The organism is Xanthomonas sp. NCPPB 2922 (assembly GCF_041520885.1).
Lineage (GTDB): Bacteria > Pseudomonadota > Gammaproteobacteria > Xanthomonadales > Xanthomonadaceae > Xanthomonas > Xanthomonas campestris.
The window spans coordinates 40,940-65,791 of record NZ_JBGOFY010000011.1; the positions used below are offsets into that span (position 1 = coordinate 40,940).

General features: G+C 63.9%; 26 protein-coding genes. All 26 read right to left on the reverse strand.

Going from position 1 to position 24,852, the window contains the following annotated elements; translation table 11 throughout:
* Positions 1 to 3: 3 nt before the first annotated feature.
* On the reverse strand, positions 4 to 657 hold the full coding sequence (locus tag ACD584_RS13305; RefSeq protein WP_070693108.1) for an acetyltransferase: 654 nt from the start codon (positions 655 to 657) through the stop codon (positions 4 to 6).
* Positions 654 to 1,388 (reverse strand): SDR family NAD(P)-dependent oxidoreductase, encoded by a 735-nt coding sequence (locus ACD584_RS13310; protein ID WP_070693106.1) that lies wholly within the window; start codon positions 1,386 to 1,388, stop codon positions 654 to 656. The genes ACD584_RS13305 and ACD584_RS13310 overlap by 4 nt, the downstream gene beginning before the upstream one ends.
* Positions 1,385 to 2,149, reverse strand: coding sequence for an SDR family NAD(P)-dependent oxidoreductase (locus tag ACD584_RS13315; protein WP_070693104.1), 765 nt, complete (start codon positions 2,147 to 2,149; stop codon positions 1,385 to 1,387). Before ACD584_RS13315 ends, ACD584_RS13310 begins: the two co-directional genes overlap by 4 nt.
* Positions 2,146 to 3,183 (reverse strand): ketoacyl-ACP synthase III, encoded by a 1,038-nt coding sequence (locus ACD584_RS13320; protein ID WP_075285696.1) that lies wholly within the window; start codon positions 3,181 to 3,183, stop codon positions 2,146 to 2,148. Before ACD584_RS13320 ends, ACD584_RS13315 begins: the two co-directional genes overlap by 4 nt.
* 4 nt (positions 3,184 to 3,187) lie before the next feature.
* On the reverse strand, positions 3,188 to 3,409 hold the full coding sequence (locus tag ACD584_RS13325) for an acyl carrier protein (RefSeq protein ID WP_070693100.1): 222 nt from the start codon (positions 3,407 to 3,409) through the stop codon (positions 3,188 to 3,190).
* A 64-nt stretch (positions 3,410 to 3,473) separates the two neighbouring features.
* Entirely contained in the window at positions 3,474 to 4,583 is a 1,110-nt protein-coding gene (locus ACD584_RS13330; protein WP_076036909.1) for a DegT/DnrJ/EryC1/StrS aminotransferase family protein, read from the reverse strand.
* Between the two features lie 115 nt (positions 4,584 to 4,698).
* Positions 4,699 to 6,189: a sigma-54 dependent transcriptional regulator gene (locus ACD584_RS13335; RefSeq protein WP_011037099.1), complete on the reverse strand. Its 1,491-nt coding sequence runs from the start codon at positions 6,187 to 6,189 to the stop codon at positions 4,699 to 4,701.
* Positions 6,182 to 6,565 (reverse strand): response regulator transcription factor, encoded by a 384-nt coding sequence (locus ACD584_RS13340; protein ID WP_005997154.1) that lies wholly within the window; start codon positions 6,563 to 6,565, stop codon positions 6,182 to 6,184. Before ACD584_RS13340 ends, ACD584_RS13335 begins: the two co-directional genes overlap by 8 nt.
* 8 nt (positions 6,566 to 6,573) lie before the next feature.
* On the reverse strand, positions 6,574 to 7,977 hold the full coding sequence (gene rpoN, locus ACD584_RS13345; protein ID WP_076037857.1) for an RNA polymerase factor sigma-54: 1,404 nt from the start codon (positions 7,975 to 7,977) through the stop codon (positions 6,574 to 6,576).
* A gap of 225 nt (positions 7,978 to 8,202) precedes the next feature.
* Positions 8,203 to 8,835, reverse strand: a complete 633-nt coding sequence (locus ACD584_RS13350) for a response regulator transcription factor (RefSeq protein WP_011037101.1) — start codon at positions 8,833 to 8,835, stop codon at positions 8,203 to 8,205.
* Positions 8,836 to 8,903: 68 nt separating this feature from the next.
* Positions 8,904 to 9,470 carry a PilZ domain-containing protein gene (locus tag ACD584_RS13355; RefSeq protein WP_040941334.1) on the reverse strand — a complete coding sequence of 189 codons (567 nt, stop codon included), beginning with the start codon at positions 9,468 to 9,470 and terminating at the stop codon, positions 8,904 to 8,906.
* On the reverse strand, positions 9,470 to 9,763 hold the full coding sequence (locus tag ACD584_RS13360) for a hypothetical protein (RefSeq protein WP_016945285.1): 294 nt from the start codon (positions 9,761 to 9,763) through the stop codon (positions 9,470 to 9,472). Before ACD584_RS13360 ends, ACD584_RS13355 begins: the two co-directional genes overlap by 1 nt.
* A gap of 8 nt (positions 9,764 to 9,771) precedes the next feature.
* Complete coding sequence (gene fliS / locus ACD584_RS13365) at positions 9,772 to 10,185, reverse strand: flagellar export chaperone FliS (protein ID WP_011037104.1); 414 nt, start codon at positions 10,183 to 10,185, stop codon at positions 9,772 to 9,774.
* Between the two features lie 147 nt (positions 10,186 to 10,332).
* The gene (fliD, locus tag ACD584_RS13370; RefSeq protein ID WP_012438352.1) at positions 10,333 to 11,661 is read right to left on the reverse strand and encodes a flagellar filament capping protein FliD; all 1,329 of its coding nucleotides are present in this window, start codon (positions 11,659 to 11,661) and stop codon (positions 10,333 to 10,335) included.
* Positions 11,662 to 11,881: 220 nt separating this feature from the next.
* Entirely contained in the window at positions 11,882 to 13,081 is a 1,200-nt protein-coding gene (locus tag ACD584_RS13375; RefSeq protein ID WP_042599040.1) for a flagellin, read from the reverse strand.
* Between the two features lie 318 nt (positions 13,082 to 13,399).
* Positions 13,400 to 14,605: a flagellar hook-associated protein FlgL gene (gene flgL, locus ACD584_RS13380; RefSeq protein ID WP_050911509.1), complete on the reverse strand. Its 1,206-nt coding sequence runs from the start codon at positions 14,603 to 14,605 to the stop codon at positions 13,400 to 13,402.
* On the reverse strand, positions 14,605 to 16,479 hold the full coding sequence (gene flgK / locus ACD584_RS13385; RefSeq protein WP_076036910.1) for a flagellar hook-associated protein FlgK: 1,875 nt from the start codon (positions 16,477 to 16,479) through the stop codon (positions 14,605 to 14,607). The genes flgL and flgK overlap by 1 nt, the downstream gene beginning before the upstream one ends.
* 11 nt (positions 16,480 to 16,490) lie before the next feature.
* The gene (gene flgJ, locus ACD584_RS13390; RefSeq protein ID WP_076036911.1) at positions 16,491 to 17,672 is read right to left on the reverse strand and encodes a flagellar assembly peptidoglycan hydrolase FlgJ; all 1,182 of its coding nucleotides are present in this window, start codon (positions 17,670 to 17,672) and stop codon (positions 16,491 to 16,493) included.
* Between the two features lies 1 nt (position 17,673).
* The gene (locus ACD584_RS13395; protein ID WP_050912238.1) at positions 17,674 to 18,792 is read right to left on the reverse strand and encodes a flagellar basal body P-ring protein FlgI; all 1,119 of its coding nucleotides are present in this window, start codon (positions 18,790 to 18,792) and stop codon (positions 17,674 to 17,676) included.
* 10 nt (positions 18,793 to 18,802) lie between these two features.
* Positions 18,803 to 19,495: a flagellar basal body L-ring protein FlgH gene (gene flgH, locus ACD584_RS13400; RefSeq protein ID WP_011037111.1), complete on the reverse strand. Its 693-nt coding sequence runs from the start codon at positions 19,493 to 19,495 to the stop codon at positions 18,803 to 18,805.
* 38 nt (positions 19,496 to 19,533) lie between these two features.
* Positions 19,534 to 20,319: a flagellar basal-body rod protein FlgG gene (flgG, locus tag ACD584_RS13405; RefSeq protein ID WP_005994332.1), complete on the reverse strand. Its 786-nt coding sequence runs from the start codon at positions 20,317 to 20,319 to the stop codon at positions 19,534 to 19,536.
* Positions 20,320 to 21,055: 736 nt separating this feature from the next.
* Complete coding sequence (flgF, locus tag ACD584_RS13410; protein ID WP_050911507.1) at positions 21,056 to 21,811, reverse strand: flagellar basal-body rod protein FlgF; 756 nt, start codon at positions 21,809 to 21,811, stop codon at positions 21,056 to 21,058.
* A gap of 129 nt (positions 21,812 to 21,940) precedes the next feature.
* A complete protein-coding gene (gene flgE, locus ACD584_RS13415; protein WP_014507705.1) occupies positions 21,941 to 23,164 on the reverse strand; it encodes a flagellar hook protein FlgE in 1,224 nt (407 codons plus the stop codon).
* Positions 23,165 to 23,195: 31 nt separating this feature from the next.
* Positions 23,196 to 23,861, reverse strand: coding sequence for a flagellar hook capping FlgD N-terminal domain-containing protein (locus ACD584_RS13420; protein ID WP_011037114.1), 666 nt, complete (start codon positions 23,859 to 23,861; stop codon positions 23,196 to 23,198).
* A 23-nt stretch (positions 23,862 to 23,884) separates the two neighbouring features.
* Positions 23,885 to 24,292 (reverse strand): flagellar basal body rod protein FlgC, encoded by a 408-nt coding sequence (flgC, locus tag ACD584_RS13425; RefSeq protein ID WP_002813454.1) that lies wholly within the window; start codon positions 24,290 to 24,292, stop codon positions 23,885 to 23,887.
* Positions 24,293 to 24,295: 3 nt separating this feature from the next.
* Positions 24,296 to 24,697 carry a flagellar basal body rod protein FlgB gene (gene flgB / locus ACD584_RS13430; protein WP_011037116.1) on the reverse strand — a complete coding sequence of 134 codons (402 nt, stop codon included), beginning with the start codon at positions 24,695 to 24,697 and terminating at the stop codon, positions 24,296 to 24,298.
* Positions 24,698 to 24,852 lie beyond the last annotated feature (155 nt).

Here is a 24,852-nt window from a genome sequence, read left to right on the forward strand (position 1 = left end):
GGATCAGTCCATCTTGATGTTCTTGTGGAAGACGATCTTTGCCGGATTGCCGAATACCGTGGCGCCCGCTGGCACATCCTTCAGCACAACCGCACCGGTGCCGACGACAGCGTGCTCACCTACCTTGACGCCGGGCACCAAGGTGGCGCGCGGGTGAACGACTGCGAAGTCGCCTATCTGCACACCGCCGCCCATGAAAACCTGTGCGCCCACATGAGCATAATTGCCAATGCGAACGTCGTGTCCAATCACCGACCAAGTGAGCAGATTGGCAAAATCTCCGATCCATACATCGGGGCCGACATGGACCTGGTTCCCGAGAAAGCAACCTGTGCCTAGACGTACGCGTCGGCTGAGGTGTGCCTCGGTGCAGATAGGGATGAACGCCGCCCCCTGTGCAAGCAGCGGTTGAATGTATTTATGCCTTTCCAATGGATCGCCTTGCGCGCAGACAAAAGCCTCGTTGCCACGCGGCACGTATGTCAAAGGGTCACCGACGATGGGTACCCCAACATCAAAGCCATCGAGAATATGCTTGCGGCTATCCAGGAATCCGGTGACTTCCCATTCCTTGCGATGCGCTACATCACCTTGCATTTGCTCAAGGACCTCCCGGCCCCAGCCGCCCGCGCCGACGATGAGCACGGAATAGGTCACAGGACAGCCCCACCGTCCATCACCAAACTGGTCCCGGTTACCCAGCGGCTGGCATCGGACAAGAGATAGATCGCAGCGTTTGCTACGTCCTCTGGGGTGCCCAATCCAAGCGGATGGCGTTTGCGCTGTGCTTCCAGATGGGTTGCGTCCCAGATGGGCGTCACGACTGCAGAGGGAGACATGCCATTGACCCGGATCTTGCGTTTGGCCTGCTCCATGGACAGGCAGCGAATGATGCCGAGCAGGGCTGATTTCATGGCCGAATATGGTCCTACCCCGGGTGTGCCGATATGGGCCGCAGTGGAAAGCATGAAGACGATGGAACTTTGAGGCGCAAGAGCGTTCGCCTGCAACAGCCGCTGGGTGAGCATGACAGGGGCCAGGAAATTGACCGCATAGACATCGGTCATGAGCTTCTCGGTCAACTGCCTGATAGGGCTCAAGCGCTGCCTGCCAGCGCAGTGGACCAAGCCATCTAGGCTGGAAATGCCCTGTACCAGTCGTTCACGGTCTTCGGCTTCGGTCAGGTCGGCCAGCACTTGGAGGTGTCCTTCGCCGTTCAACAAGTTGTAGGTTTCCTGCAGGCGTTCTGCATCCCGCCCGGTGATGACCAGGCGCGCCCCACGCCGTGCGCAGGAAACGGCGATTTGCCTGCCGATGCCCGAAGAAGCACCTGTGACCAAAATGGTCTTGCCATCCAGTGAAAAAGCGCGTTGCGCCGCGTTGGTCATGCGTAGATGTCCATCGGTACAGAAAAACCGCCATCAAGAATGAAGTGGTTGCGCGTGATCCAGCGGCTGGCATCGGAAAGATAGAACACTGCTGCATAAGCCACGTCTTCCGGCTCGCCCATGCCAAGTGGCGTCAATTCAAACAGGCTGTCCATATTGCCGCCGCTTCCCTGCAAGCCATCCAGCAAGGGAGTGCGTACATAACCCGGTGCAATGCAGTTGGCGCGCATACCTTGCTTTGCTACTTCCATGCCAAGCGAACGCATCATGCCCAGCAGGGCGCTTTTGCTGGCAGCGTATGCGCTGCTCGCCAGTGGGCCGATATGCGAGGCAATTGAGGCAATGAATAGCAGGGATCCGCCCGGCGCGATCTGCTTCTTCGCCAACAGGCCTCGCGTCAGTAACATGGGTGCGTAGGTGTTGCTTGCAAATGTCTCGTCAAGGTGCGCTTGACCGATCATTCGAAAGGGGGTCAGCTTGGACATGCCAGCTGCGTGCGCCAAGCCGTTGATGACACCGCTCGCAGTCACCACGTGGTCAATACCCTCCTGTACCGCCAAGTCCGCCACCACTTGCGTGTGGCCTTGGCCTTCCAGTTGGTTGAATGTGGCTTGCAAGCGCTCGGTGTTGCGTCCGGTGATGACAACGCTCGCTCCCATCTGTGAGCAAGTGATTGCAATTTGACGACCAATACCCGATGAAGCACCAGTCACCAGGACGCGCTTGCCTTGCAGGGAAAACGGATCACGCTCGGCGTTCATGCTTCGATCAGTGCCGGAAAAGCCGCGTTTTCGACGTCCACGATCGCCGTGCCCCACGACAAGCCGATACCGAAGCCGGCAAGCAACAGTCGGTGCCTGGCATTGATCAGCGTATCGTTCAGGCGGACGGTCATGGTGACGGGCAGGGAGGCGCCACTGGTGTTGCCGAAGTCTCGCAAGGTAGACGGAACTTTCTCCGTCGGCAGCGCCAACTTCTTGCGGATGGTTTCGTTGATCATTTTGTTGGCCTGATGGAAAACGAAGAAATCAACGCTGTCCTTAGCAACACCAGAATACTCAAGCAATCTTTCCACCGCTGGAGGTACTCGCTGAGTCGAGAAACTCAATACGGCAGGGCCATCCAGAATGAGTTCACCTGGCCAATGCAGCACACCGTTCTCGTCACGTGTAGGAGAGATATGTTGGGGGCCGTAAGGCTCACGATGTCCGCCTATGGGCAACATGATGGCCCGGTAGCCGCTACCGTCGCTGTTCAAATCGAAATGCATGGGCGGTGCATTCTTGTCGAACTCCAGCGCCGTGGCGGTGCCCGCGTCGGAGAACAATGGGTCCAGAAGCGTGGCCGAGCGGTCGCCGACCAGCAGAAGCGCCTTTTTGATGGTGCCCGCCGCAATCATGCTGCCCACCAGGTGCAGGCCAAAGGGATAGCCGGAACAGCCGAGATTGACATCAAAGGCGATAGCGGTCTGCGGTAATTGCAGCCGGTGCTGCATGATGATGGCTGTGGCCGGGATAGGGTAGTCGGGTGACTGCGTCACGACAATCAATGCATCGATTTCTTCCTTGTCCCATTGCAGCTCTGCAAGCAGCTTTTCCGCGGAGATGAGCGCCAGATCGGAAAATGTCTGCCAGCTTGGGCAAATACGACGAAACTCGATGCCGATGTTACGCACTAGGCGTTCCCGTTCTGAGCGCATCTTCGGCGGACAATCGGTCAGGTTGGAAATGATCCGCTTGGGCACGCAACTCGCCATGCCCGCAAAACGGACATTGCTAAGAGTGGACAGTCCCATGGCTTTACCCCAGTAGTTTGTAAAGATCGTTTAGGGTGACGCAGTTCTTGAGATCTTCGCCGGTAATGACCTTTCCGTAATCCACGTCGAACATGACGATTACTCCCAACGCCGAGAGCGAATCCCACTCAGGCAAGTCAGCCAGCACGGTGTCCAGCGTGACCTCCACCGGTTCCTGGAAGTCGGTGGCAGAAAGAAAATTCTCGATAAATGTTGCGTGGCTCATGCGGTCTCGCCTGGTTGTCTGTTGAAGATGCGAAAGTCTGGAACCGGCAGGCATCCAGTGTGGCTCATGTGCGGTGTTGGGCGGCAATCAGGTCTGCGATGGTATCGACCTGGTCGCTGTGCAGGCCAGGGAAGATCGGCAGGCACAGCACCTGGTCGGCGACCGAGCGTGCTACCGGTAGCCACGCGGGCGCTGCGGAGGGCAGGGCACGGTACATCGGGAAGTCGCTGATCAACGGGTAAAAATAGCGCCGCACCAGAATGCCGTGTTCGCGCAGCACTTGGTACAAGGCATCGCGCGAGAGCGGGTAGTCGTCCTGCACCAGCACCGGGAAATACGCGTGATTGGCGCTGGAATGCGCAGGGCGCGCGACGCAGCGGATACCACGTACATCGTCCAGCCGCTGCCGATACTGCGCATCGATCTGGGCGCGCTGCGCAATCGCCTGGTCCACGTGTTTGAGCTGCAGCAGGCCGAAGGCCGCGCTCACCTCGTTCATTTTGCCGTTGATGCCGGGCGCAACGACGGTGGTTTCGTCGACGAAGCCGAAGTTCTTCAGATGCCCGATGCGCTGGTAGGTGCGTTCGTCCGGGCACACGATCGCGCCGCCTTCGAAGGTGTTGAACACCTTGGTGGCATTGAAGCTCAGCACGCTCAGATCGCCGTGGCGCAGAATCGAGCCGCCGCTGTCGCGTACACCGAAGGCATGCGCCGCGTCGTAGATGACCTTGAGGTTGTAGATGTCGGCGATGCGGGTGATCGCAGTGGTATCGCAAGCGGTGCCGTAGCAATGCACCGGCATGATCGCGGTGGTGTTCGGGGTGATGGCCGCCTCGATCTTGGACGGGTCCATGTTGAGCGTCACCGGGTCGATATCCACGAACACCGGGGTGATGCCTTTCCACAGCAGCGAGTGACAGGTGGCCACGAACGAGTAGGGCGTGGTGATGACCTCGCCGGTGATGCGCAAGGCCTGCAGCGCGGTGATCAACGCGGTGGTGCCGTTGGTCAGCAGCGCCAGGTGTGGCACCCCCAGGTACTCGCACAGCGCCTGCTCGAGCGCGCGGTGCATCTCACCGCCGTTGCTGAGGATGCGGCTGGACCAGATCTGCTCCAGGTAGGGCAGAAATTCTTCCAGCGGCGGCAGCAACGGACTGGTGACGGGAATAGTCATCAACGACCCTGTTGGTGGATGTCGGGATTCCGACGCAGCGGCGTGGCTGCGTGCGGTTGATCCAGGTGAAGCAAGCGTCATGCCACCACGCGGAACCGGCTCCCCCCGGGTCCGCTCAGTTCGCCAGCTCGGTCTGCTCGCGGTCGATGCCGTACTTGCGCAGCTTCTCCACCAAGGTGGTGCGGCGCAGGCCGAGCAGTTGCGCGGCGTGGGCGACCACGCCTTGGGTGCGTTCCAGTGCCTCGTTGATCAAGGCCAGCTCGATGTTGGCCATATGGCCGCGCAGGTCGATGCCATCGTCGGGCAGGCTGGAAGCCGTCAGCGGTTCGGCATCGGCGTGCGCGGTGGCCGGCTGCAGGGTGACCACGTTGCTCGGCAAGGCGGCAACCTCGCCATGTGGCGCAACCAACGCCGGCTCCGGCGGCAGTTCCACCGGGATCGACGAAGCGAAATCACCGCGATAACGCGCCGGCAGGTCCTGCACCCGCACCAGCCCACCGGGATGCAGCACCGCCAGGCGCTCCACCAGGTTGGTCAATTCGCGCACATTGCCCGGCCAGTCGTAGCTCCGCAGTGCCTGCAAGGCTTCATCGGCAAAGCGCACTTCGCCGCGGCCGGTGCGGGCCAGCTGCCCGGCAATGGTCTGCACCAGGATCGCCAGGTCGTCCACGCGTTCGCGCAGCGCCGGCATCTCGATCGGGAACACGTTGAGGCGATAGAACAGGTCCTCGCGGAACTGGCCGTCGCTGATGCGGGTTTCCAGATTGCGGTGTGTCGCGGCGATCACGCGCACGTTGCAGCGGATGGTCTGCCCGCCGCCCACGCGCTCGAAGCTGCGCTCCTGCAGCACACGCAGCAGCTTGACCTGCATCGGCAGGCTCATGTCGCCGATTTCGTCCAGCAGCAGCGTGCCGCCTTCGGCCATTTCGAAGCGGCCCTTGCGGGTGGTCAGCGCGCCGGTGAAGGCGCCTTTTTCGTGGCCGAACAATTCGCTTTCCAGCAGATCCGGCGGAATCGCGCCGCAGTTGATGGCCACGAATGGCCCGTCACGGCGCGGCGAATGCTGGTGGATGGCGCGCGCCACCACTTCCTTGCCGGTTCCCGATTCGCCCAGTACCAAAACAGTGGTGTCGAACGCGGCCACCTGGTCGATCAAGCGGCGCAGGCGGGTGACCGCCTCGCTGTTGCCGGTCGGGCCGGTGTCTTGCTGCACGCCGGCCTGGTGTTCGGCGTCCAGGCGTTTGAGGCTGGCACGGCGCAGCAGCGCCTCCAGCTGCGCATGCCGCAGCGGCGTATCCAGCGCCCACACGTTGGCCTCATGCAGGCCATGCGCCTGCGCAAACGCCGACGGGCTGCCTTCCATCAGCAGCACTGGCGGCGGCAGCTTGGCATCGGCCAGCCAGTCGAAGAACTTGTCGGCCTGCGCAGCGTCCTGCGCCGAGCCCACCATCACCGCCATCCACTCATCGTGGCGGTGGCGGCCAGGATTGATGTCGGCGCCGTCGGTGACCCAGCGCGGGTTGAAGTCCATGAACTCGAGCAACGACACCGTGCGCTCGGCGCGCACTGCATCGCTGTCGATTAACAGAATGCGGGACTCACTCATTCCTGGCTCCTTCCGTCAGGCCCTCCAGGATTGGCATGACTTCCTGGATATAGGACAGCTTGCTGACAAAATTGTCAGCACCCGCGCGAAGAGCGTGTTCACGATGCTCTGCATCGTCGAAGTGGCTCGCGATGACAATATACGGCGGATCGTCCTGCGTCTTGATCAGACGGGTGGCCTGCAGGCCTCCCATCTCGGGCATGGCCAGGTCCATCAGCACGACATTGGGGCGCAGCGACTCAGAGCGCTCGATCGCTTCCAGTCCATTGGCGGCACTGCCCACGATATTGAGCCACTCCACTTTGCGAAAATGACGCATCGCAGCGTTGATGAAGCCCTCGTGGTCGTCGACCAGCAGCACGGTGAGTTTGCTCATAGTAGTCCTTATCCCGCCCGGGCAAGCAGCGGTTTGGTGGTGCGGCGGCGCTCGCGGGCCGGGGCGATATCGAGTTGTTCGCGGTACTTGGCCACGGTCCGTCGCGCAATATTAACGCCCTGGCGCGACAACAGCCCGGCGATGGCTTCGTCGGCCAGGGGGCGTCCGGCCGGTTCGCTTTCGATCAGGCGACGCACCATGGCCTTGACGGCCTGGCCGGAGACGCTGGCGCCTTCCAGCCGCACGGCGAAGAAATGCTTCAGTTCGAAGGTGCCGCGTGGGGTCTGGATGTATTTACCAGTGGTAATACGGGAGATCGTCGACTCGTGCATGCCGATCTCGTCGGCGATCTCCTTGAGCGTCAGTGGCGCCATGGCTTCTTCGCCGCGGGCCAGGAAGGCGGCCTGGCGCTCGACGATGGCGCGGGTGGCGCGCAGCAGGGTCTCGTAGCGCATCGACAGGCCGCGGGTTAGCCAGCGGGCTTCCTGCAGCATGTCGCGCAGCGGCTGGGCGGCGTCGCCGGCCTCGGCCAGGGCGCGTTCGTGCACCGGATTGATGCTCACCCGGTGGGTGGTGGCCGGATTCAGCGCCACCCGCCAGCTGCCATCGGCATGCCAGGCCAGCACGTCCGGGATCACGCTGGCGTTGGTTTCCTGCAACAGGTCATCACCAGGGCGCGGCTGCAGCGACAGGATCAGCCGCACGGCTTCACGCACATCGTCCACATCGGCATCGTGGGCGCGTGCCAGCAGCGCGTAGTCGTGGCCGGCCAGCAGGTCCAGATCGCCGGCCAGGATGCGGCCGGCCAGGTGGCGCGCAGGCACGCGGCCGGGCAGGGCGGCCAGCTGCGCCTGCAGGCATTCGCGCAGATCGCAGGCCGCCAGCCCGGCCGGGTCGCCGTGCAACAGCCGCTGGCGGATCGTCTCGGCCGCATCCACGCTGATGCCCAAGCGGGTGGCGGCTAGTTGCTGCAGGGTGGGCAGGGCTTCGGTCAGGTAGCCGGCGTCGTCGGTCTGTTCCAGCCAGAACGCGGCGGTGCCGAGGTCGGTTTCGTCCAGGTCCAGCGCCAACTCGCGCAGGATGCGCACATGCGGGTCGGTGGATTCGCCGGCGGCCACGCGCTGCATGCGGTCGTCGTCTTCACCGTTCCAGCTGCTGCTCTGCACATCCCACATGGTGCTTTCGGGCAACTCGTCGAAGGCGGCCATGTCGGTGGCGCCATCCTCGGCGCTGGGAGCCTCGTCGCTGCTGTCGGCCAGTTCTTCCAATTCCAGTAGTGGATTGGTTTCCAGGGCGCGACGGATCTCCAGTTCCAGCTGCATGCCGTCCAGTTGCAACAGACGGATCGACTGCAACAACTGCGGGGTGAGGTGCAGTTGTTGGCCCAGCTGGGCAGAGATGGTCGTCTTCATGGAGGCGCTTTCCGGAAGGCGCCGCAAGCGTGCGGCGATGGAATGCATCTTGCAGGACACAGCGACGGGTTTCGAATCAGGGAGTCAGGTGAGGTGCCTCCTGATTTTCCTGACAGCTGGTGGGGAATTCCCCTACAGCTAGTGCGAGCTCAAGCGTGCCCGCCGGAATTCAGTCACTGTTTTGTGGCAATGGCCGCATTGCGCGGCCCTGCCTGGCTGGATCGGCTAGACCAGCTCGTTGTGATGCTTGGCGGCCAGCAGCACCAGATCATTGGCGCGGCGGCACCCCAGCGATTCCATCATGCGGGCGCGGTGGGTTTCCACGGTCTTGACGCTGATGCCGAGGTCGGCGGCGATTTCCTTGTTGCTCTGGCCGCGGCCGATTTCGCGCAGGATCTCGCGCTGGCGCGGTGACAGCGCAGCGATGCCGACCGGTTTTTCGCGGCCCAGCATCGGGGCGATCATCTTCGAAGAGATCTGCGGGCTCAGGAACACCTGCCCGGCGGCGGCGGCGCGCAAGGCCAGCTCCAGTTCCAGCGGGGCGGCGTCCTTGACCACGAAGCCGACCGCGCCGCGATCGAGCGCATCGCGCACGTGCACCGGGTCGTCGTGCATGGACATCATCACCACATGGGTGCGCGGCGCGGCGCGCAGCACATCGGTCATGGCATCCAGGCCGCTGCGGCCGGGCAGGGATAGGTCCATCAGCACCAGGTCTGGCCGGTGCAGGGAGGTCATGTCCAGGGCTTGTTGCGCATTGCTTGCTTCGCCGACCACATCGATGCCGGAAAAGGTCTGCAGCAGCCTCGACAGGCCAGCGCGAACAAGGGTGTGATCGTCGACGATGATGACTCGCACGGCGGAGAAGAGACCTTTTTTGTAAAGGGCACCTTAGCCGACGCGGCGCCTGAGCGCCAACCATCGGTTCAGCGCTGGCGACGGGCGTCGGCGATCTGACGGCGATGCAAACGAAACAGATGACGTTCCAGGGCGTCCTGCAGACCGGTCCCCAGTGGGGCAAAGCGTAACCACAGCCAGTGCTGTTGACCATCGCTTGCGCTCGCCAGGACCTCGGCAGGAAGTTGTAACAATTCAGGAAGCCAGTCCGACGGCTGCAGCAGAACGCTGCCAGTCGTGCCGGGTGGGTGCGCGTGCGGGCTAGCCAGCCGGATGCCGCGCACCGACCAGTGCACCGTGCCCAGCGCCAGGCGCGTGTCGCTTTGGCGGACCAGGCGGCCGATCAGGGCCAGGATGAGGTCGAGTTTGGCGTCCATGCGCTGCACCAGCAGCGGCAGCTCGCCGCGCTCTTCGCTGCTGTCTTCGCTGCGCAGGTCTTCGACCTGGCCGAGGCTGCGCAACAGGGTTTCGGCAGTGGCGTGCGAGCCGGGGTCGGCCGTGACGTGGAAGCCGGCCGGCAGGCGCAGCTCGCAGCTGAGCGTGTCGGCGAACAGCTCGGTATCGGCCGCCGGTGCGAGCGTGCCGAGCGTGGACATCAGATGCGTCCGACGCGTGCGTAGGCGCGGCTGGCTGTGGCCGAGGTGCGCTGCGCGCGGATCAGCTCCAGCAACTTGCGCTGGCGCTCGCGCATCATCCGCACCAGCTCCTGCTGCATGGCCTGCAGCGCTTGCACCGCATCGCGGTCCTGCGCCACATCGGCGTGCTTGCAGTATTCCTGCACGTGCAGGTCGTGGACATCGAGCATGTGCGGCATCACCTCGAACTCCTCGCGCGACATCGCGATGCGGATCTCGGACACTTCGTCTTGAAGGCTTTGCACACTATGCATGGGAGGACTCACGAGGCGGCAGCGATGCCGCGTTGATCGAGGGGGATTGAGTTCCACGCCGAGTCGATTTCGCTGAGCAGATCCAGCGCTTCGGTCAACGCGGTCTCGTCGTTGTGCAGATTGGCCGCGGTCAGGCGCTGGATCACGTAGTCGTACAGGGCCGACAGGTTACCAGCGATCTCACCGCCGGCTTCGTGGTCGAGCGAGCCGTTGAGATGGCCGACGATTGCGCAGGCTTCGCCAATGGCCTTGCCCTTGCGCGCCTGGTCGCCCTGCGCCAGGCATGCCTGGGCCAGACGAATGCGTTGGCAGGCACCGGCAAACAGCAGCGACACCAACTTGTGCGGGTCGGCTTCGGTCACGCTGGTGGACACGCCGACCTTGCGGTATTGCTCGGCGTACTGACGATTGGAACCGTACATGGATGACTCCCTCAATTGGCTGGCCTTCGCTGGTCCCGGAGCTGGGAGCTCCTGCGACAACGCTCCTGCCAGAAGGCAAGGCCGATATCACGATAGGTACTTCTTTTATCGGCAAGACCAAGGCGTGACTTGAGGACGTGCATCACATCATTTGATCGCGAGCAGGCTGCTGAGCGAACCGGTGGCGCCCTGCATCTTGCTGATCATGGTTTCCATCGCGGTGAACTGCGCGGTGTAGCGGTCGGTGAGCTTTTCCATGCGCGCATCGAGGTTGTCCAGATCCGCCTCGAAGCCCTTGATCTGCTTGTTCAAGCTGTCCGAACGCAGGGTCAGGGTGCCGTTGTTGACGTTGACGTTGGCGTCCAGCAGCTTGGTCAGCCCGCTGCCGAACTTGCTGTCCTTGCCCAACGCCTCGGCGGCCGCGCCACCATCGGCGGCGATGGCGGTGTCGAACTTGCCACCGTCGAAGCTCATCACGCCATCCTTGTCGATGGTCAGGCCCAGCGCCTTGAGCTCGCTGATGCTGCCGCTGACCTGGCCGCGCAACTGCTGCTGCAGGCCGCGCACCAGCGAGTCGCCGGTCAGCGCCGAGGCGGTGCGGGTTTCGGCGTTGTAGCTGCTGCTGTTCTTGAGCAAGGTGTTGGCGGTGTTGTAGGCCGCCGCAAATGCGGTGAGGTTGCCCTTCAGGCCGCTGGTGTCGGCAGTGACGCCCAGGGTGACCTTGGTGCCTTCGGCGGCCTTGGTCAGGTTGAGCACCACGCCCGGCACGATGTCGGTGACGGTATTGGAACTGGAGGTGCGCTCGAAGCCGTCCACGCGCACCAGCGCGTCGGCGGCGGCCACCTGCTGGGTCAGCCCGCCGGTGACGCCGGCACCAAAGGTAAGCGCGCTCAGGCTGGGGTCGCTGGCACTGACGGTCAATGCGCCCTTGGTGCCGGTGTCGACGGCGTTGAACACCAGGTGCTGGCCATCGTTGGCGGTGACCACGCTGGCAGTGACGCCCTTGCCGCCGGCCGCCTTGTTGATGGCTGCGGCAATGTCGGTGAGCTTGTCGGTGCCGCTGATGTCCACGGTGATGCTTTTGTCGCCGTAGCCAATGGTCAGCGTGCCGCTGCCAACGGTGGCATCGGCGGTGAATGCGCCGGAGGCCAGTTTCTGGGCGCTGGCCAGCGACACCACTTCCACCGAGTAGTTACCCGGCGCGGCCGAGCTGGTGGTGGTGGCGGTAAAGCCGGCATCGGTCGGGACGCTGGCCTTGTAGGCATTGGTGTCGGCACTGCTGACCACCTTGTCCAGCGCAGACTTGAGCGTGGTCATGCTGCTCTTGATCTGGCTGATCGCCGACAGCTGCGTGGTTGCGGCGGTGCCGGCCTTGTTGATGCGTGCCTGTTCCGGATCCTTCTGACGGGATACCAGGGTGGACACCACGGTGGGGATATCCAGCCCGGAGCTGGACGTACTGATCACCGATGCCATGTTGCATTCCTCGTCTGGGCATCCGGAAAGCGGATGCATGGGATTACGAGACGGGTATCGGCCGCATCCGGGAGGACTTGAGCGGCGTCGACGGGTCTGGTTGACCCGAAAACAGATGCAACTTTCATGCCTGGCGCGCCGGTCCTCTGGCGTCAAGAAACCCGCGCCCACAAAAAAGCCCCTCCGGAGAGGGGCTTTAGCGTTGCTGTGACGCTGCCGATTACTGCAGCAGGCTCAGCACGTTCTGCGGAACCGACTTGGCCTGGGCCAGCATCGCGGTACCGGCCTGCTGCAGGATCTGCGTGCGGGTCAGTTCAGCGGTTTCCTTGGCGTAGTCGGTGTCGCGGATACGGCTACGCGAGGCCGACAGGTTTTCCGAGGTTGCGCTCAGGTTGGCGATGGTGGAGGTGAAGCGGTTCTGCACCGCACCCATGTCGGCGCGCGAGGAGTTGACAGCGGTCAGCGCCTTGTCGACGATTTCCAGGGCCTTCTGCGAGCCGGAGAACGTGGAGATATCCAGGCTGCTCAGGGTCGAAGCGGTGGAGCCGGATGCAGCCGAAGCGGTGGTGAGACCGGCGCCGACGGTGATGCCAGCAGCGCTGGAGGTACCGGCCGACAGCGAGGTGAAGTCCTGGCCAGCCTTCAGCGATTCGATCTGCATGGTGCCGTCGGCCTTGATCGAGGCGTACATGCCGGTCTGGTCCAGCTTGTCGTTGATCGCCGCAGCAACCTTCTTGTTGACATCGGCAGCGGTGTCGCCGGCGCCGACCTTGACGTCAGCGATGGTGACGCTCTTGGCCGAACCGGTCGAATCGTTGAACGACAGGCTGATGCCGGTGACCGAACCAGATGCAGTGGCGGTGCCGGTGACGCCAGCGCCGGAGACGGCGGCAGCGAAGTTGGCCTTGCCCAGCGAATCGACATTGGCGTCGACGATGCTGTTGATGCCGATGGTCTGGCCAGCATCGGCGCCGACCTGGAACAGCGCGCCGGAGAAGTCGCCGTTCAACAGCTTGGTGCCGTTGAAGTTGGTCTGGTTGGCAACGCGGTCGATTTCGGCGGTCAGCTGCTTGACTTCGGAGTTCAGCGCGTCACGGTCGCTGGCCGAGTTGGTGGCATTGGACGACTGCACCGACAACTCGCGGATACGCTGCAGGTTGCTGCCGATTTCGACCATCGCGCCTTCAGCGGTCTGGGCCAGCGAGATGCCGTCGTTGGCGTTGCGCGAGGCAACGTCCAGGCCGCGGATCTGCGTGGTGAAGCGCTCGGAGATCGCCAGACCTGCGGCGTCGTCCTTGGCGCTGTTGATGCGCAGACCCGAGGACAGACGCTGGATGCTCGTCTGCATGCTCGCGCTGCTGGTGTTGAGGTTACGCTGAGCGTTCAGCGACATTACGTTGGTGTTGATTACCTGTGCCATTTTGATATCTCCTCTAAGCGATTTTTCCGGCAAGGGGGCTTGCCTGGAGCCTCCGCAGGGGGGCCATCAAGTTGGCCGTTGCCGCTGCTGAGATGAATAACGGCGATGCTGTGGGAACCTTTAGCGCATTTCAGTATTTTTTTTCTATTTCTTGCTTGAAGGTGCAACGCGCGCAGCGTTGTGTATCAAGGGGTTCGGTTTATTCGGCAGCAACTGCAAGATCTTTAGCGTTGGTATAAATGCACCCGCGATAAACTCCATTGCCTTCGCACATTGCTCGGTGCGAAGGGGCAGGAAACCACGGGTTTTTGCGCGCAATCAGCGGATCAGATTGAACAGCGAAGACGACTGCATCTGCTGAAAGATCGTTTGCGCGGCCTGCAAGGAGGCGCGCTCAAGTTCGTACTGCCCAATGGCCGAGGCGTAGTCCAGATCGCGGATCGACGACAAGGTGGTCTTGAGCGTGACTTCGTTGGATTCGAGCAAGGAATTGGCGTTGTCGATCGCCGACAACTGCGCGCCGCCAGAGGCGCGCGCATCGATCATCTTGGAAGAAGCCTGCGCGATGTCGCGCATGGACGACTGCAGCGTGTTGATCATGGCCGCCTTCTGGGTCGGCGTCTGCGTATCGGAATTCAGTGCTGCCACCATATCGTCGATGGTGGAGAACACGTCCTTGGTGCCCGAGGCGCCGATCTGGAAACTGTCGCCCACCGCCGGCGCGCCACTGATGCGCATGCGCACCCCGGCGGCGTTGATGTCTTCGCCATCCTTATAGGTACCGGTGCTCACCAACGCGTTGGTGCTGTCGCGCACCTCGTAGGTGTCGGCGGCGGTGAACTGCACGCTGTAGCTGCCGCCGTTCCAGCTACCGGAGCTGGCGTCGCGGCTGAAATCCAGCAGCAGCCCGGTCCCGGTATTGGTGGCATTGGCGTGCGCATCCACGCTGCCGTCGCCGGTGCGGATGCGCATGAAGATTTCGCTGCCGGGCAGGGTGTCGCTGACGAAGGTGTCCGGCGCCACTTCCACCTGCTTCTGGGTCTGGTCGCCGTTGTAGAGCACGTTGCCGTTGCTCTTGATGAAAGGCGCGTTGCCATCGGAGGTGCCGGCGAACAGGTAGCGGCCGGTACCGTCGGTGCTGTTGGCCAGGCTCACCATGCTGTCGCGCAGGGCGGTCAGTTCCGAGGCGATCGCTTTACGGTCGTCGGGGCTGAGCGAGGAGTTATTGGACTGCACCGCCAATTCGGTGACGCGCGCCATTTTGTCGCCGGCCTGTGCCAGGGCGTTTTCCTGCAGGCCGAGCCGGTTCTGCACGTTGTTGGCGTTCTCGCCGAAGCGGGTGATCGCCGCCAATGCGCGATCCAGGCCGACCGCGGTGCCTGCGGCGACCGGATCGTCCTTGGCAGTGACCAGGCGCTGCCCGCTGGAGAGCTGGGCTTCCAATTGGTTCAGTCGCGACTGCTTGGCCGTCATCGACGACACCGACTGGCTGTACATCATGCTGGTGGAGATACGGTTGGTCATCAGCGTACGGCGCCCAGGATCGCTTGGAAGATGGTGTCGGCGGTGGAGATCATCTGTGCGGCGGCCTGGTAGGCCTGCTGCAGTTTCAGCATGTCGGCGGCTTCCTCGTCGAGGTTGACGCCGGAAATGGAATCGCGGCTGGCCTGCGCCTGGTCGTTGATGACCTCCTGCGCATCGGCCGCGTAGTTGGCGGCGCGTGCGGCCGAGCCCACCGAGGTGGTCAGGCCGGACAGCGCGCCATTGAGTGTGACCGTGCCGCCATTGAGCGCCTTGGCGTCTTCCACCTTGGCCAGCAGTTTGGCGTTGCCGTTATCGCTGGAGCCGGCGCCCATCGGGCCGACGCCGAAGGTGTCGCCGGCCTTGGGCGCGCCATCCAGCGCGAAGCTCCAGCCGTTGGCGCTGATGGTCTGGCCGGGCGTGTAGGCGAACGGGCCGGTGCCATCGATGGTGTACTGGTTGGCGTCGATGAACTCCACCGACGACGGTGTCAGCAGCGCGGGGTTCTGCGCATTGGTGACCTTGACGTCGCTGATCTTGCCGGTGCCCAGGTTGGCGATGGTCGCAGTGGCTTTCACCGGTGTGGCCGCGGCAATGCGCGAGGGGTCGGTGATCGCAACTGACAGGCTGCCCGCCAGGCCGGCGGTGGGCTGCAGCAGGAATTTGTCGCCGTTGGCCGGCGCACCACCGACCACCATGCTCACGCCGTTGACCACCAGCGGATCGGCAGCGGTGCCGGTGCCGGTCAGCGGTACGGTGGAGCCGGTATCGGTGCGCGTGGCCTTCCAGCTGCCGGCATCGAAGCTCAGGGTGACGTTCTGCCCGTCCACCGCGCCCAGATTGCTGAAGCTGGCGGTGAGGGCTGCGGTGCCGGTGTTCTTCGGGTTGGCGGCGGTGGTGGGCGAGCCGATGTTGAAGAAATTGCCGCCCAGCGCGCCGTACAGGTCCATGCCCTGGCTGTGCGCGGTGTTGAAGCTGCTGGCCATGCCCACGGCCAGCCGGCCGAGCTCGGCCTGGGTGGGCTCAAGTACGTTGCTGCGAAATTCCAGCAGGCCGCCGATCTGCCCGCCCAGCGAGCTGGGGCTGAGGCTGACGTTCTGCCCCTGGGTCTGCATCGCCACCTGCAGCTTGGTCGGCTGATACGGGTCGGCCACCGTGGTCAGCTTGGCCGCGGTGGTCCCCACCACCAACGCCTGTCCGCCAGCGGTGAAAACATTCATGAAACCGCCGTCCTGGATCACCGCGGTACCGCCGGTGTAGCCAACCAGCTTGGACACCAGCGTATCGCGCTGGTCCAGCAGGTCGGCCGAGGCGTTGTCGATGCTGTTGCCGATGGTGCCGTTGATCTTGGCGATCTGCTGCGTCAGCCGATTGACTTCATCTACCGACGACGTCAGGCCGCTGTTGACTTCATTGCTCAGGCTGTCCATCTGCCCGTTGAGCTGCTTGAAGCGCGTGGCCAGGCTGTTGCCGCTGTCGAGCATGCTCTGCCGCTCGGCGGTGGAGGAGGCGTTGGACGACAGCGCGCTGGCCGAGTCGAAGAAGTTGGACCACAGCCCGGCCACGTTGGTGGCGGTATTGGAGTACAGGCTGTCCACGCGGTTGGACAACGACGATAGCTGCTGCAGGCGCGAAAGTTCGCCGCCACTGTCGAGCAGCCGCGAGATGGCCAGCTGGTCGGCCACGCGGCCCACATCGCTGATCTTGGCGCCATTGCCCACGAACGCGTAGCCCATGTCGGTGGGCGTGCGCGTTGCAAATTCCACACGTTGGCGGCTGTAGCCTTCCGTATTGATGTTGGCGACGTTATGGCTAACGGTCGACAACGCCCGTTGGAAGGCGATCAGCGCGCTGGTCCCGGTGGACATGATGGACATGGGCGATTACCTCAGCGACGAATGGTGCCTAGCCCAACGGGCTCGGCGGTACTGGCATAGCGGTTGGACAGGTCGGCCGCCGCGTTGCCAATCGCGGCCACCGCACGGTCGATGGTCGGACCGTTGGCGATCGCCGCGATCTTGGCTGCGTAGCCCGGATCGGTGGCGTACCCGGCCTGTTGCAAGCCGCGTGCAAAACCCTTGATATCGGTGCCGGCCTGCAGCGCCGTCTGGTAACGGCTGTTGTTTTTCAGCAGGCGCACGTAGTCGGCAAAGCTCTCTTCGGCCGAGCCGTAGGCGCGGAAATCCGCGGTTTCGGTGGTTTTGACGCCGTTGACGTATTCGTGGGTACCGGTGGTGACCTTGGCGCCGCTCCAGCCGGTGGCCTTGATGCCAAACAGGTTGTTGGAATCGCCGCCATTGCCGATGCCGCGACGGCCCCAGCCGGTTTCCAGCGCGGCCTGCGCCACCAGCGCGCGCGGATCCACGCCGAGTTCGCGGGCGGCCTTTTGCGCATGCGTCCAGATCTTGGCGACAAAGCCTTCCGGTGTGCGCTCGCCCAGGCTGGCGGCGGCGCTGGAGGCAGCGGTGGCATTCACTGCGGCGTTGGCGTCGGCCGCATCGGTGGCGGTGACATCGCTCCAGCGGTCGTTGGCCGAGGGCCAGCTCAGCGCGGCCGCGTCATCGCCGCCTGCTTCGCCACCGGTACGCCCGGCAATCAGATCCAGCACCTGGCTCATGCCGATGAGGCCGCCTGCGCCGATACCTGCAGCGGTGCCGACCGCTGCGCCGAGGCTCGCACCGACGCTGGTTGCCGCGCCGTCACGGGCAGGCAGCGGCAACGAGGCGTCGCGCTTGCCAGCGACCAGGGCGTAGGCCTTGGCGGCATCGGCGGTGCTCAGCGAAGTGTTCAAGGCCGGGCCGCCGGTGTCGCCGCTCAGCTGCTTGGAGATCATTGCCGACAGACCAAGCCCCTTGCCGTCGGTCAACGCCTTGGCCATCTGCTGGTCGTACATCTCACGGAACATCTGGTTTTCACCGGGAAACATCGGGTCGCCGGAGCTCGCATCGCGCATGCTCTTGACCAGCATCTGCGCGAACTGGCCTTCGAGCTGACGTGAGACCTTGTCGATCTTTGCAGGATCGGCCTTGGTGCTCGGGTTGAGATCAATGGGCGATGCAGAGATACGCATGTCAGATCACCTCTAGCTCCGCCGTCAGCGCGCCAGCCTGCTTCAGAGCTTCGAGAATGGCGACCAGGTCGCCGGGAGCCGCACCCACTTCGTTGACCGCGCGAACGATCTGATCGAGCGTGGTGCCGCCTTCGAACTTGAACATGCGGCTGCCTTCGGAGGTGGCCGTGATGGTGGACTGCGGAGTGACCGCGGTGCGGCCGCCGCTGAAGGCGCCCGGCTGGCTGACATTGGTGTTTTCACTGATGGTCACGGTGAGCGAGCCATGCGCGATCGCCGCCGGCATCACCCGCACCAGCTGGCCGATCACCACCGTGCCGGTGCGTGCATTGACCACCACCTTGGCCGGCGCATCGCCGGGCGAGAGTTCGACGTTTTCCAGGCGCGCCAGCAAGCCGATGCGGGCGCTGGGGTCGGTCGGTGAGCGCACCGAGACGGTGACGCCATCCACCGCACGCGCGGTACCGGCGCCGAAGCTGTTGTCGATCGCCGCCACCATGCGCGAAACGGTGGTGAAGTCGTTCTGGTGCAGGTTCAAGGTGATCTCGCCGCTGCCGGCGAACACGTCCGGCAGCGCGCGTTCCACCGTGGCGCCGTTCGGAATCCGGCCGACGCTGGGAATATTGACCGACACCCGCGAGCCGTCCTTGCCCTGGGCGCCGAAGCCGCCCACCACCAGGTTGCCCTGGGCCATGGCATAGACCTGGCCGTCGGCGCCCTTCAGTGGTGCCATCAGCAGCGAGCCGCCACGCAGCGACACCGCATTGGCGATCGAGGAGACGGTGATGTCGATCGGCTGGCCGGGCTTGGCGAACGGCGGCAGCTCGGCGTGGATGGCCACGGCCGCGACGTTTTTCAGCTGCGGGTTGACGTTCGCCGGAACATTGACGCCCAGCTCGCCGAGCAGGTTTTTCAGGCTCTGCACGGTGAAAGGCGCCTGGCTGGTGCGGTCGCCGCTGCCATCCAGGCCAACCACCAGGCCGTAACCGACCAGCGCGTTGCCGCGCACGCCGCCGACCTGGGCGAGATCCTTGATGCGTTCGGCCGATGCCGGTGCGGCGATCGCGCACAGCGCGACAGCGGCAGCGAGCAGACGGAAGGGCAGGGAAGACAGATTCATGGTCGCAGGCTCAGTAGGGCGACAGACGGGAATTGAAGAAGCGGCTCAGCCAGCCCATCGCGTTGGACTGCGCGATCGCGCCGCGGCCGCCGTAGGCGATGCGGGCATCGGCCACTTTGCTCGACGGCACGCTGTTGTCCGGTGCGATGTCGGCGGCGCGCACGATGCCTTGCACCTGCACAAGCTCATCGCCCTGGGTCAGGCGCAGATTCTTCTGGCCCTGGATCACCAGATTGCCGTTGGGCAGGCGCTGCATCACGGTGACGGTCACGCTGCCCTGCATGCGGTTGCTCTGCGCGGTATTGCCCTTGCCATCGAAGCTGCGGTCGCCGCTGGTGGAGTTACGCAGCACGTCGATGCCGTTGACGGTGAGCGGCACACCCAGCAGGGTCGGCGTGCTCATGTCCACGGTGTCGGCCTTGCTGATGCTGGTGTTGGCGGTGGACGAGGCGGTGGTGTTTTCCACCAGGTTCACCGTCAGCAGGTCGCCGACATCGCGTGCGCGGCGGTCGCCGTAGAGATTCAGGCTCGGGCCGGCGGCATAGATGGCACCGGCGGTGGGCTGCGCGACCGGCGCAACCACCGGCACGATCGGCGCCAGTTCGGCAAACGGCCGCACGTCGCCGGCTGCCACGCAGCCACCCAGCAGCGCGCTGCAGGCGATGGCGAGGCACAGGGAGGAAAGAGAGGGCAGGCGGGACATGGCGTGAGTTCCTGAGAGGGCGACGAGCGGCGAGCCGATCAGACGTTGTTGTTCAAGTAACCGAGCATCGAGTCGGTGGTGGAGATGGCCTTGGCATTCATTTCGTAGGCGCGCTGCGTCTCGATCATGCTCACCAGCTCTTCCACCGTATTGACGTTGCTGCCTTCCAGCGCGCCCTGCACGGTGGTGCCCAGGCCATTGAGGCCGGGGGTGCCGTTCTGCGCGGGGCCGGAGGCGGTGGTTTCGACGAACAGGTTCTCGCCCTTGGCCTGCAGGCCCGAGGGGTTGATGAAGTCGGTCAGCGTCAACGCGCCGATTTCCTGCGCGGCGGCCTGGCCGGCCAGGGTCACGCTGATGGTGCCGTCGTTGCCGATGGTCAGCGACTGCGCGCCTTCCGGCACCTGGATGCCCGGCTGCAGCGGGTAGCCACTGTTGGTGACCACTTCGCCCTGCGCATTGATCTGGAACGTGCCGTCGCGGGTGTACGCGGACGTACCGTCGGGCATCTGCACTTCGAAGAAGCCGCGGCCGTTGACCATCACGTCGAGCGCGCGGCCGGTCTGCTGTTGGCTACCCTGGTCGAAGCCCTTGAAGGTGGAGACCACGCGCACACCGGTGCCCAGTTGCAGGCCGGTGGGCAGCTGCGTCTGCGCGGAGGTGGAACCACCCGGCGCACGCACCTGTTGATACAGCAGGTCTTCAAACGCGGCACGGTCGCGCTTGAAGCCGGTGGTATTGGTATTGGCCAGGTTGTTGGAAATGACCGACATGCGCGTCTGCTGCGCATCCAGTCCGGTTTTGGCGACCCACAAAGCCTGATTCATGACCCGATTCCTCGTTAGACCCGGGGATGTGTTCCGGGCACGGCTGGGTATATGCACGTGCCGTGCCAAACCCGCGCCGGATTTTTGCCGGCTGTGCGCTGGATCACGCGGAGGGGGCGCGGCGGCCTTCGCGAGGCAGGGCTGGCGGCGGGTAGGTCGCGGCTAGGCGGAAGTGGTGGAAATCTGCGCGGCAGATCAGGCGCGGTAGATCGGTTGCCGGTCAGATCAGAGCGGCTAACAGAACGTAGCGGGGCTCGCTGACGAGGAGCGCAGTGGTTTCGTTGGCTGCATCTTGTTGGATGCAGTCAGAAGCCAGGTCAAACGCTGGGTCGGTCGAGGGCGCGGCGCCCTCACCGCTCGCGGGACACGCCGTAAATCCATCCGTGGAGGCTCGGTGGCGGCATCCATGCCGCCACACGGTCCCGCAATCGGCGAGGGCACCGCACCAGAAAGATTGCTGGTCGCTTTGTTGAAAGCAATGCACACCGACCATCTCCACTGGTCCTTGCCCGCCCACCGTCGCGGGACCTTACGCGGCATGGATGCCGCGTAAGAGCCTACAGGGACGTACTTGCGGCGTGTCCCGCGATGGTGGGCGGGCAAGGACCCCCGCAGCCAAGGCACAGATTGAGCCACTTTTAGCCGTTCAAAAAAGAGTGCAGGGACGTACTTGCGACGTGTCCCGCGACGGTGGGCGGGCAAGCGCTCTGCAGCAAAGCCACAGAGTGAGCCAAGTTTAGCCGTTCAGACGCATCATCGAATTGGCCGATTGTGCGTTGTCGTCGCCGTTCTTGATGATCTTGACTTGCATTTCGAACTGACGCTGCAGCTGGATCATCTCCACCAGCGCGCCGGCGGCATCCACATTGCTGCCTTCCAGCATGCCGCTGTTGACGGTCTTGCCGGTGGCCACCGCAAATGCCTGCGCCGGGTCGGTGCTGGTATTGCGCATCAACCCGTCCGGGCGTCGCATCAAACGGTCGGCGGGCGCATCGACCACCTTCATCTTGCCGACGATGGCCATGGTCTGCGGGCCTTCGCCCTGCGGAATGATCGAGATGCTGCCGTCGCTGCCGATTTCCATCGCCTGGTGCGGCGGGATGGTCATCGGGTTGCCGCCTTCATCCAGCACCGCGTGCCCGTTGGCAGTGACCAACTGGCCATTGGCGGTGAGCGCCAATTCGCCATTGCGGGTGTAGGCCTCGCTGCCGTCCGGCGACTGCACCGCCAGCCAGCGGTCCTGCTGCAACGACACATCCAGCGGGTTGCCGGTGACCTTCTGATGGCCCTGGCTGCGATCGAAGCCCTGGTCCACATGCAGCGCATCGATCCGCGACGGATACCCCTTGCCCCGGATCTGGAATGCCTCGGTGTTGGCCAACGCGGCCTTGAAACCCACCGTATCGACGTTGGCGAGATTGTGCGACACGGTGCTCTGCGCCTGCAGCGAAGCGCGGGCACCGGTCATTGCAACGTAGAGGGCTTTGTCCATTTGGCACCGGGAATCGGGAATTGCAAAAGCGGGATTGCTGGAGACTGGGAGAAGGGGGTAAGGCCGGCATCCGATGCACGAGATGCTTGCTCTTACGATTCCCTACTCCCGATTCCCCATTCCCAGCTCTTAACGAATATTGATGATCGTCTGGGTGACCTGATCCTGGGTCGAGATCATCTGCGAGTTGGCCTGGAAGTTGCGCTGGGCCACGATCATGTTCACCAGCTGCTCGGTGAGGTCCACCGTGGAGGCTTCCAGCGAGCCGGATTCGATCTGGCCCAGGTCCGAGGTGTCCGGTGCGCCGGTGCGGGCGGCGCCGGAGGTGTAGCTTTCGGCCCACATGTTGTTGCCCTGCGACTGCAGGCCTTGCGGGTTGACGAAGCTGCTCAGTGCGACCTGGCCCAACGCCTTGTCGGCGCCGTTGGAGTACCGCGCAAACACTACGCCGCTAGTGTCGATGCTGATCTCGTTGAGCTTGCCGCTGGCGTAGCCATCCTGGCGCGTATCGCGCAGCGCGAAGGCTTCGCCGTACTGGGTGGAACCGCTGACATTGAGTTGCATGCTCAGCACGCCGGCGCCGGTGCTCGGGGTGAACGGGTCCATCGCCACGATGCCGTTGGCCGGCGTGGTCAGCGAGCCGGTGTCGGAGAACTGCAGCGTGGTCGGCGCGCCAACAGCCGAGCCATCCACGTAGTTGTGCACCTGCCACTCGTTCGGGTTGGCGGTCTTGACGAAGTAGGAAGTCTGCACGTGGCTGACGCCCAGCGAGTCATAGACATTGATGCCGCCGGTGGAGTGGCTGTAGGTCTTGTCGTCGGCCGGGTTGAACGGGGTCACCGTCGGTGCGGTGGCGTTGCCGGGCAGGGTGAAGGCCAGGTTGACCGTGGAGGTCGACTTGGGCGGGCTGTCGGTGGTCAGCAGCTGCAGGTCCGACAGGCGACCGACGTCGAAGCCGTTACCGCTGGGATTGGGCGCGAATACCTGCAGGCGTGCGCCCTGCGGGTTGATCACATACCCGTTGGCATCGGTCTGGAAGTTGCCGGCGCGGGTGTACATCTTGGCGCCGTTGGAGGACACAGCGAAGAAGCCTTCGCCGGAGATCGCCAGATCCAGGCTGCGCCCGGTCGGGTCGATATTGCCCTGCGAGAACTGCTGCGCCACATTGCTGACGCGCACGCCCGAACCCACTGCATTGCGCGACAGGCCGTAGCTGGTGCTCTGGAACATGTCGGCAAACTCGGCGCGCGACTCCTTGAAACCAGTCGTGTTGACGTTGGCGATGTTGTTGGAGGTGACGTTCAGATCGGCATTGGCTGCGTTGATGCCGGACAACGAGGTATTGAAAGCCATGGATGAGTTCCTTTAAGTGGCGGTTGCCGGCTCAGCTGACGCGGAGCACGTTGGCGAGCGGGGAGGTGCCGAGCCCCGTCAGGTTGAGATACAGCCCGTCCGAGCCGATCGTGACGCTGTCCACCGGTGCGTCCACGTAGGTGGCCAGTTTGCTTTTGGCACCGGCGGTGTCGGTTTGGGTGGCGGTAATGCCGTATTTGCCGGCGGCCATGCGGTTGCCGTTGGCGTCGGTGCCATCCCAGGCAAACGACACCTCACCGGCGGCGCTGGCCGGCACGCTGAGCTGTTTGACGAAGGTGCCGTTGGCATCGGTGATTTCGAAATTGACGAAGCCGGCCGAGGTCGCGGCGACCACGCCCTTGGCCGAGCCGGTCGCATCGATCGCCACCTGCGCCGAGGGCACCAACACGTTGTGGCCCACCAGCGCGGCACCCTTGAGTACCTGATCGCTGTTCATCGAATCGGAGAAATTGCCGACCTTGGTATTGAGGTCGCCAATGCCCTGCACGGTGGAGAACTGCGCCAGCTGGCCCAGAAACGCGCTGTTTTCCATTGGCTTGAGCGGGTCCTGGTGCTGGAGCTGCTCGGTCATCAATTTGAGGAAGTCGGCCTGGCCGAGCGCGTCCTCTTTCTTGGCGACCTTGCTGCTGGTCGTCAGCCCAAGGCTGTTGTAAAGGTCACTGCCGATCGTGCTCATCTGGAATGGTCCGTAAGGAAGGGTCAGCGACCCATGGTCAAGGTGGCGAGCGCCAGTTCCTTGGCGGTGTTGAGCATTTCCACGCCAGCCTGGTAGTTACGCGAGGCGGAAATCATGTTGACCATCTGCGAGACCGGGTCCACGTCGGGCGAGAACACGTAACCGTCGGCGTCGGCCAGCGGGTGCCCGGGCTCATAGCGGCGGATCGGTGGCGCGTTGGTGGTGGTGATCTCTTTGACGTTCACCGAGGTCAGGCTGGGGTCCTGGCGGTTTTGCTGCGCCTGGAAGATCGGCTCGATCGGCTTGTAGGTCGCTTCCGCCGAGCCCGCGACCGAGTCGGCATTGGCCAGGTTGGAGGCGATGGTGCTCAGGCGCACCGACTGCGCGTGCAGCGCAGAACCGGCGACATCGAAAATCGGGAGATTGCTCATGACTTATTGGCCCGTGATCGCGGTGAGCATCGAGCGCACCTTGGATTCGAGGAAGCTCAGCGACGCGCGGTATTCCAGCGCGGCGCGGCCGTAGGCGGCGCGTTCTGCATCGGGATCGACGGTGTTGCCGTCCAGGCTGGGCTGGTCGGCTTCGCGGGTGATCTGAAACGGGTTGAGGCCGGCGGTGCTGCCGATCTCGTAGTGCTTGGCATCGGTGGCCTGCATCAGGCCGCCGTCGCGGACGCCTTCTGCCGCCTTCAATGCCGCTTCGAAGTTCAGATCCTTGGCCTTGTAGCCAGGGGTGTCCACATTGCTCAGATTGCTCGCAATGAGCTTCATCCGCTGCTCGCGCAAGGTGAGCGCGTCGCCGTGGATGCCTAGGAAGGAGGTGAAGGGACTGGACACGGTGTTCTCCCGTGGAAGGTTGCCAGGGAAGAAGCAATGTTTGTGCCAGATCCTGGGCGCCGTGCTGGTGGGGCCGGGCAGGGGGGCCTGGGCGTCGCCGCTGGGGTCGCTTGGCATTGCAAGCGGTGGGCCGCGGGGCATGGGCCGTGTCGTCG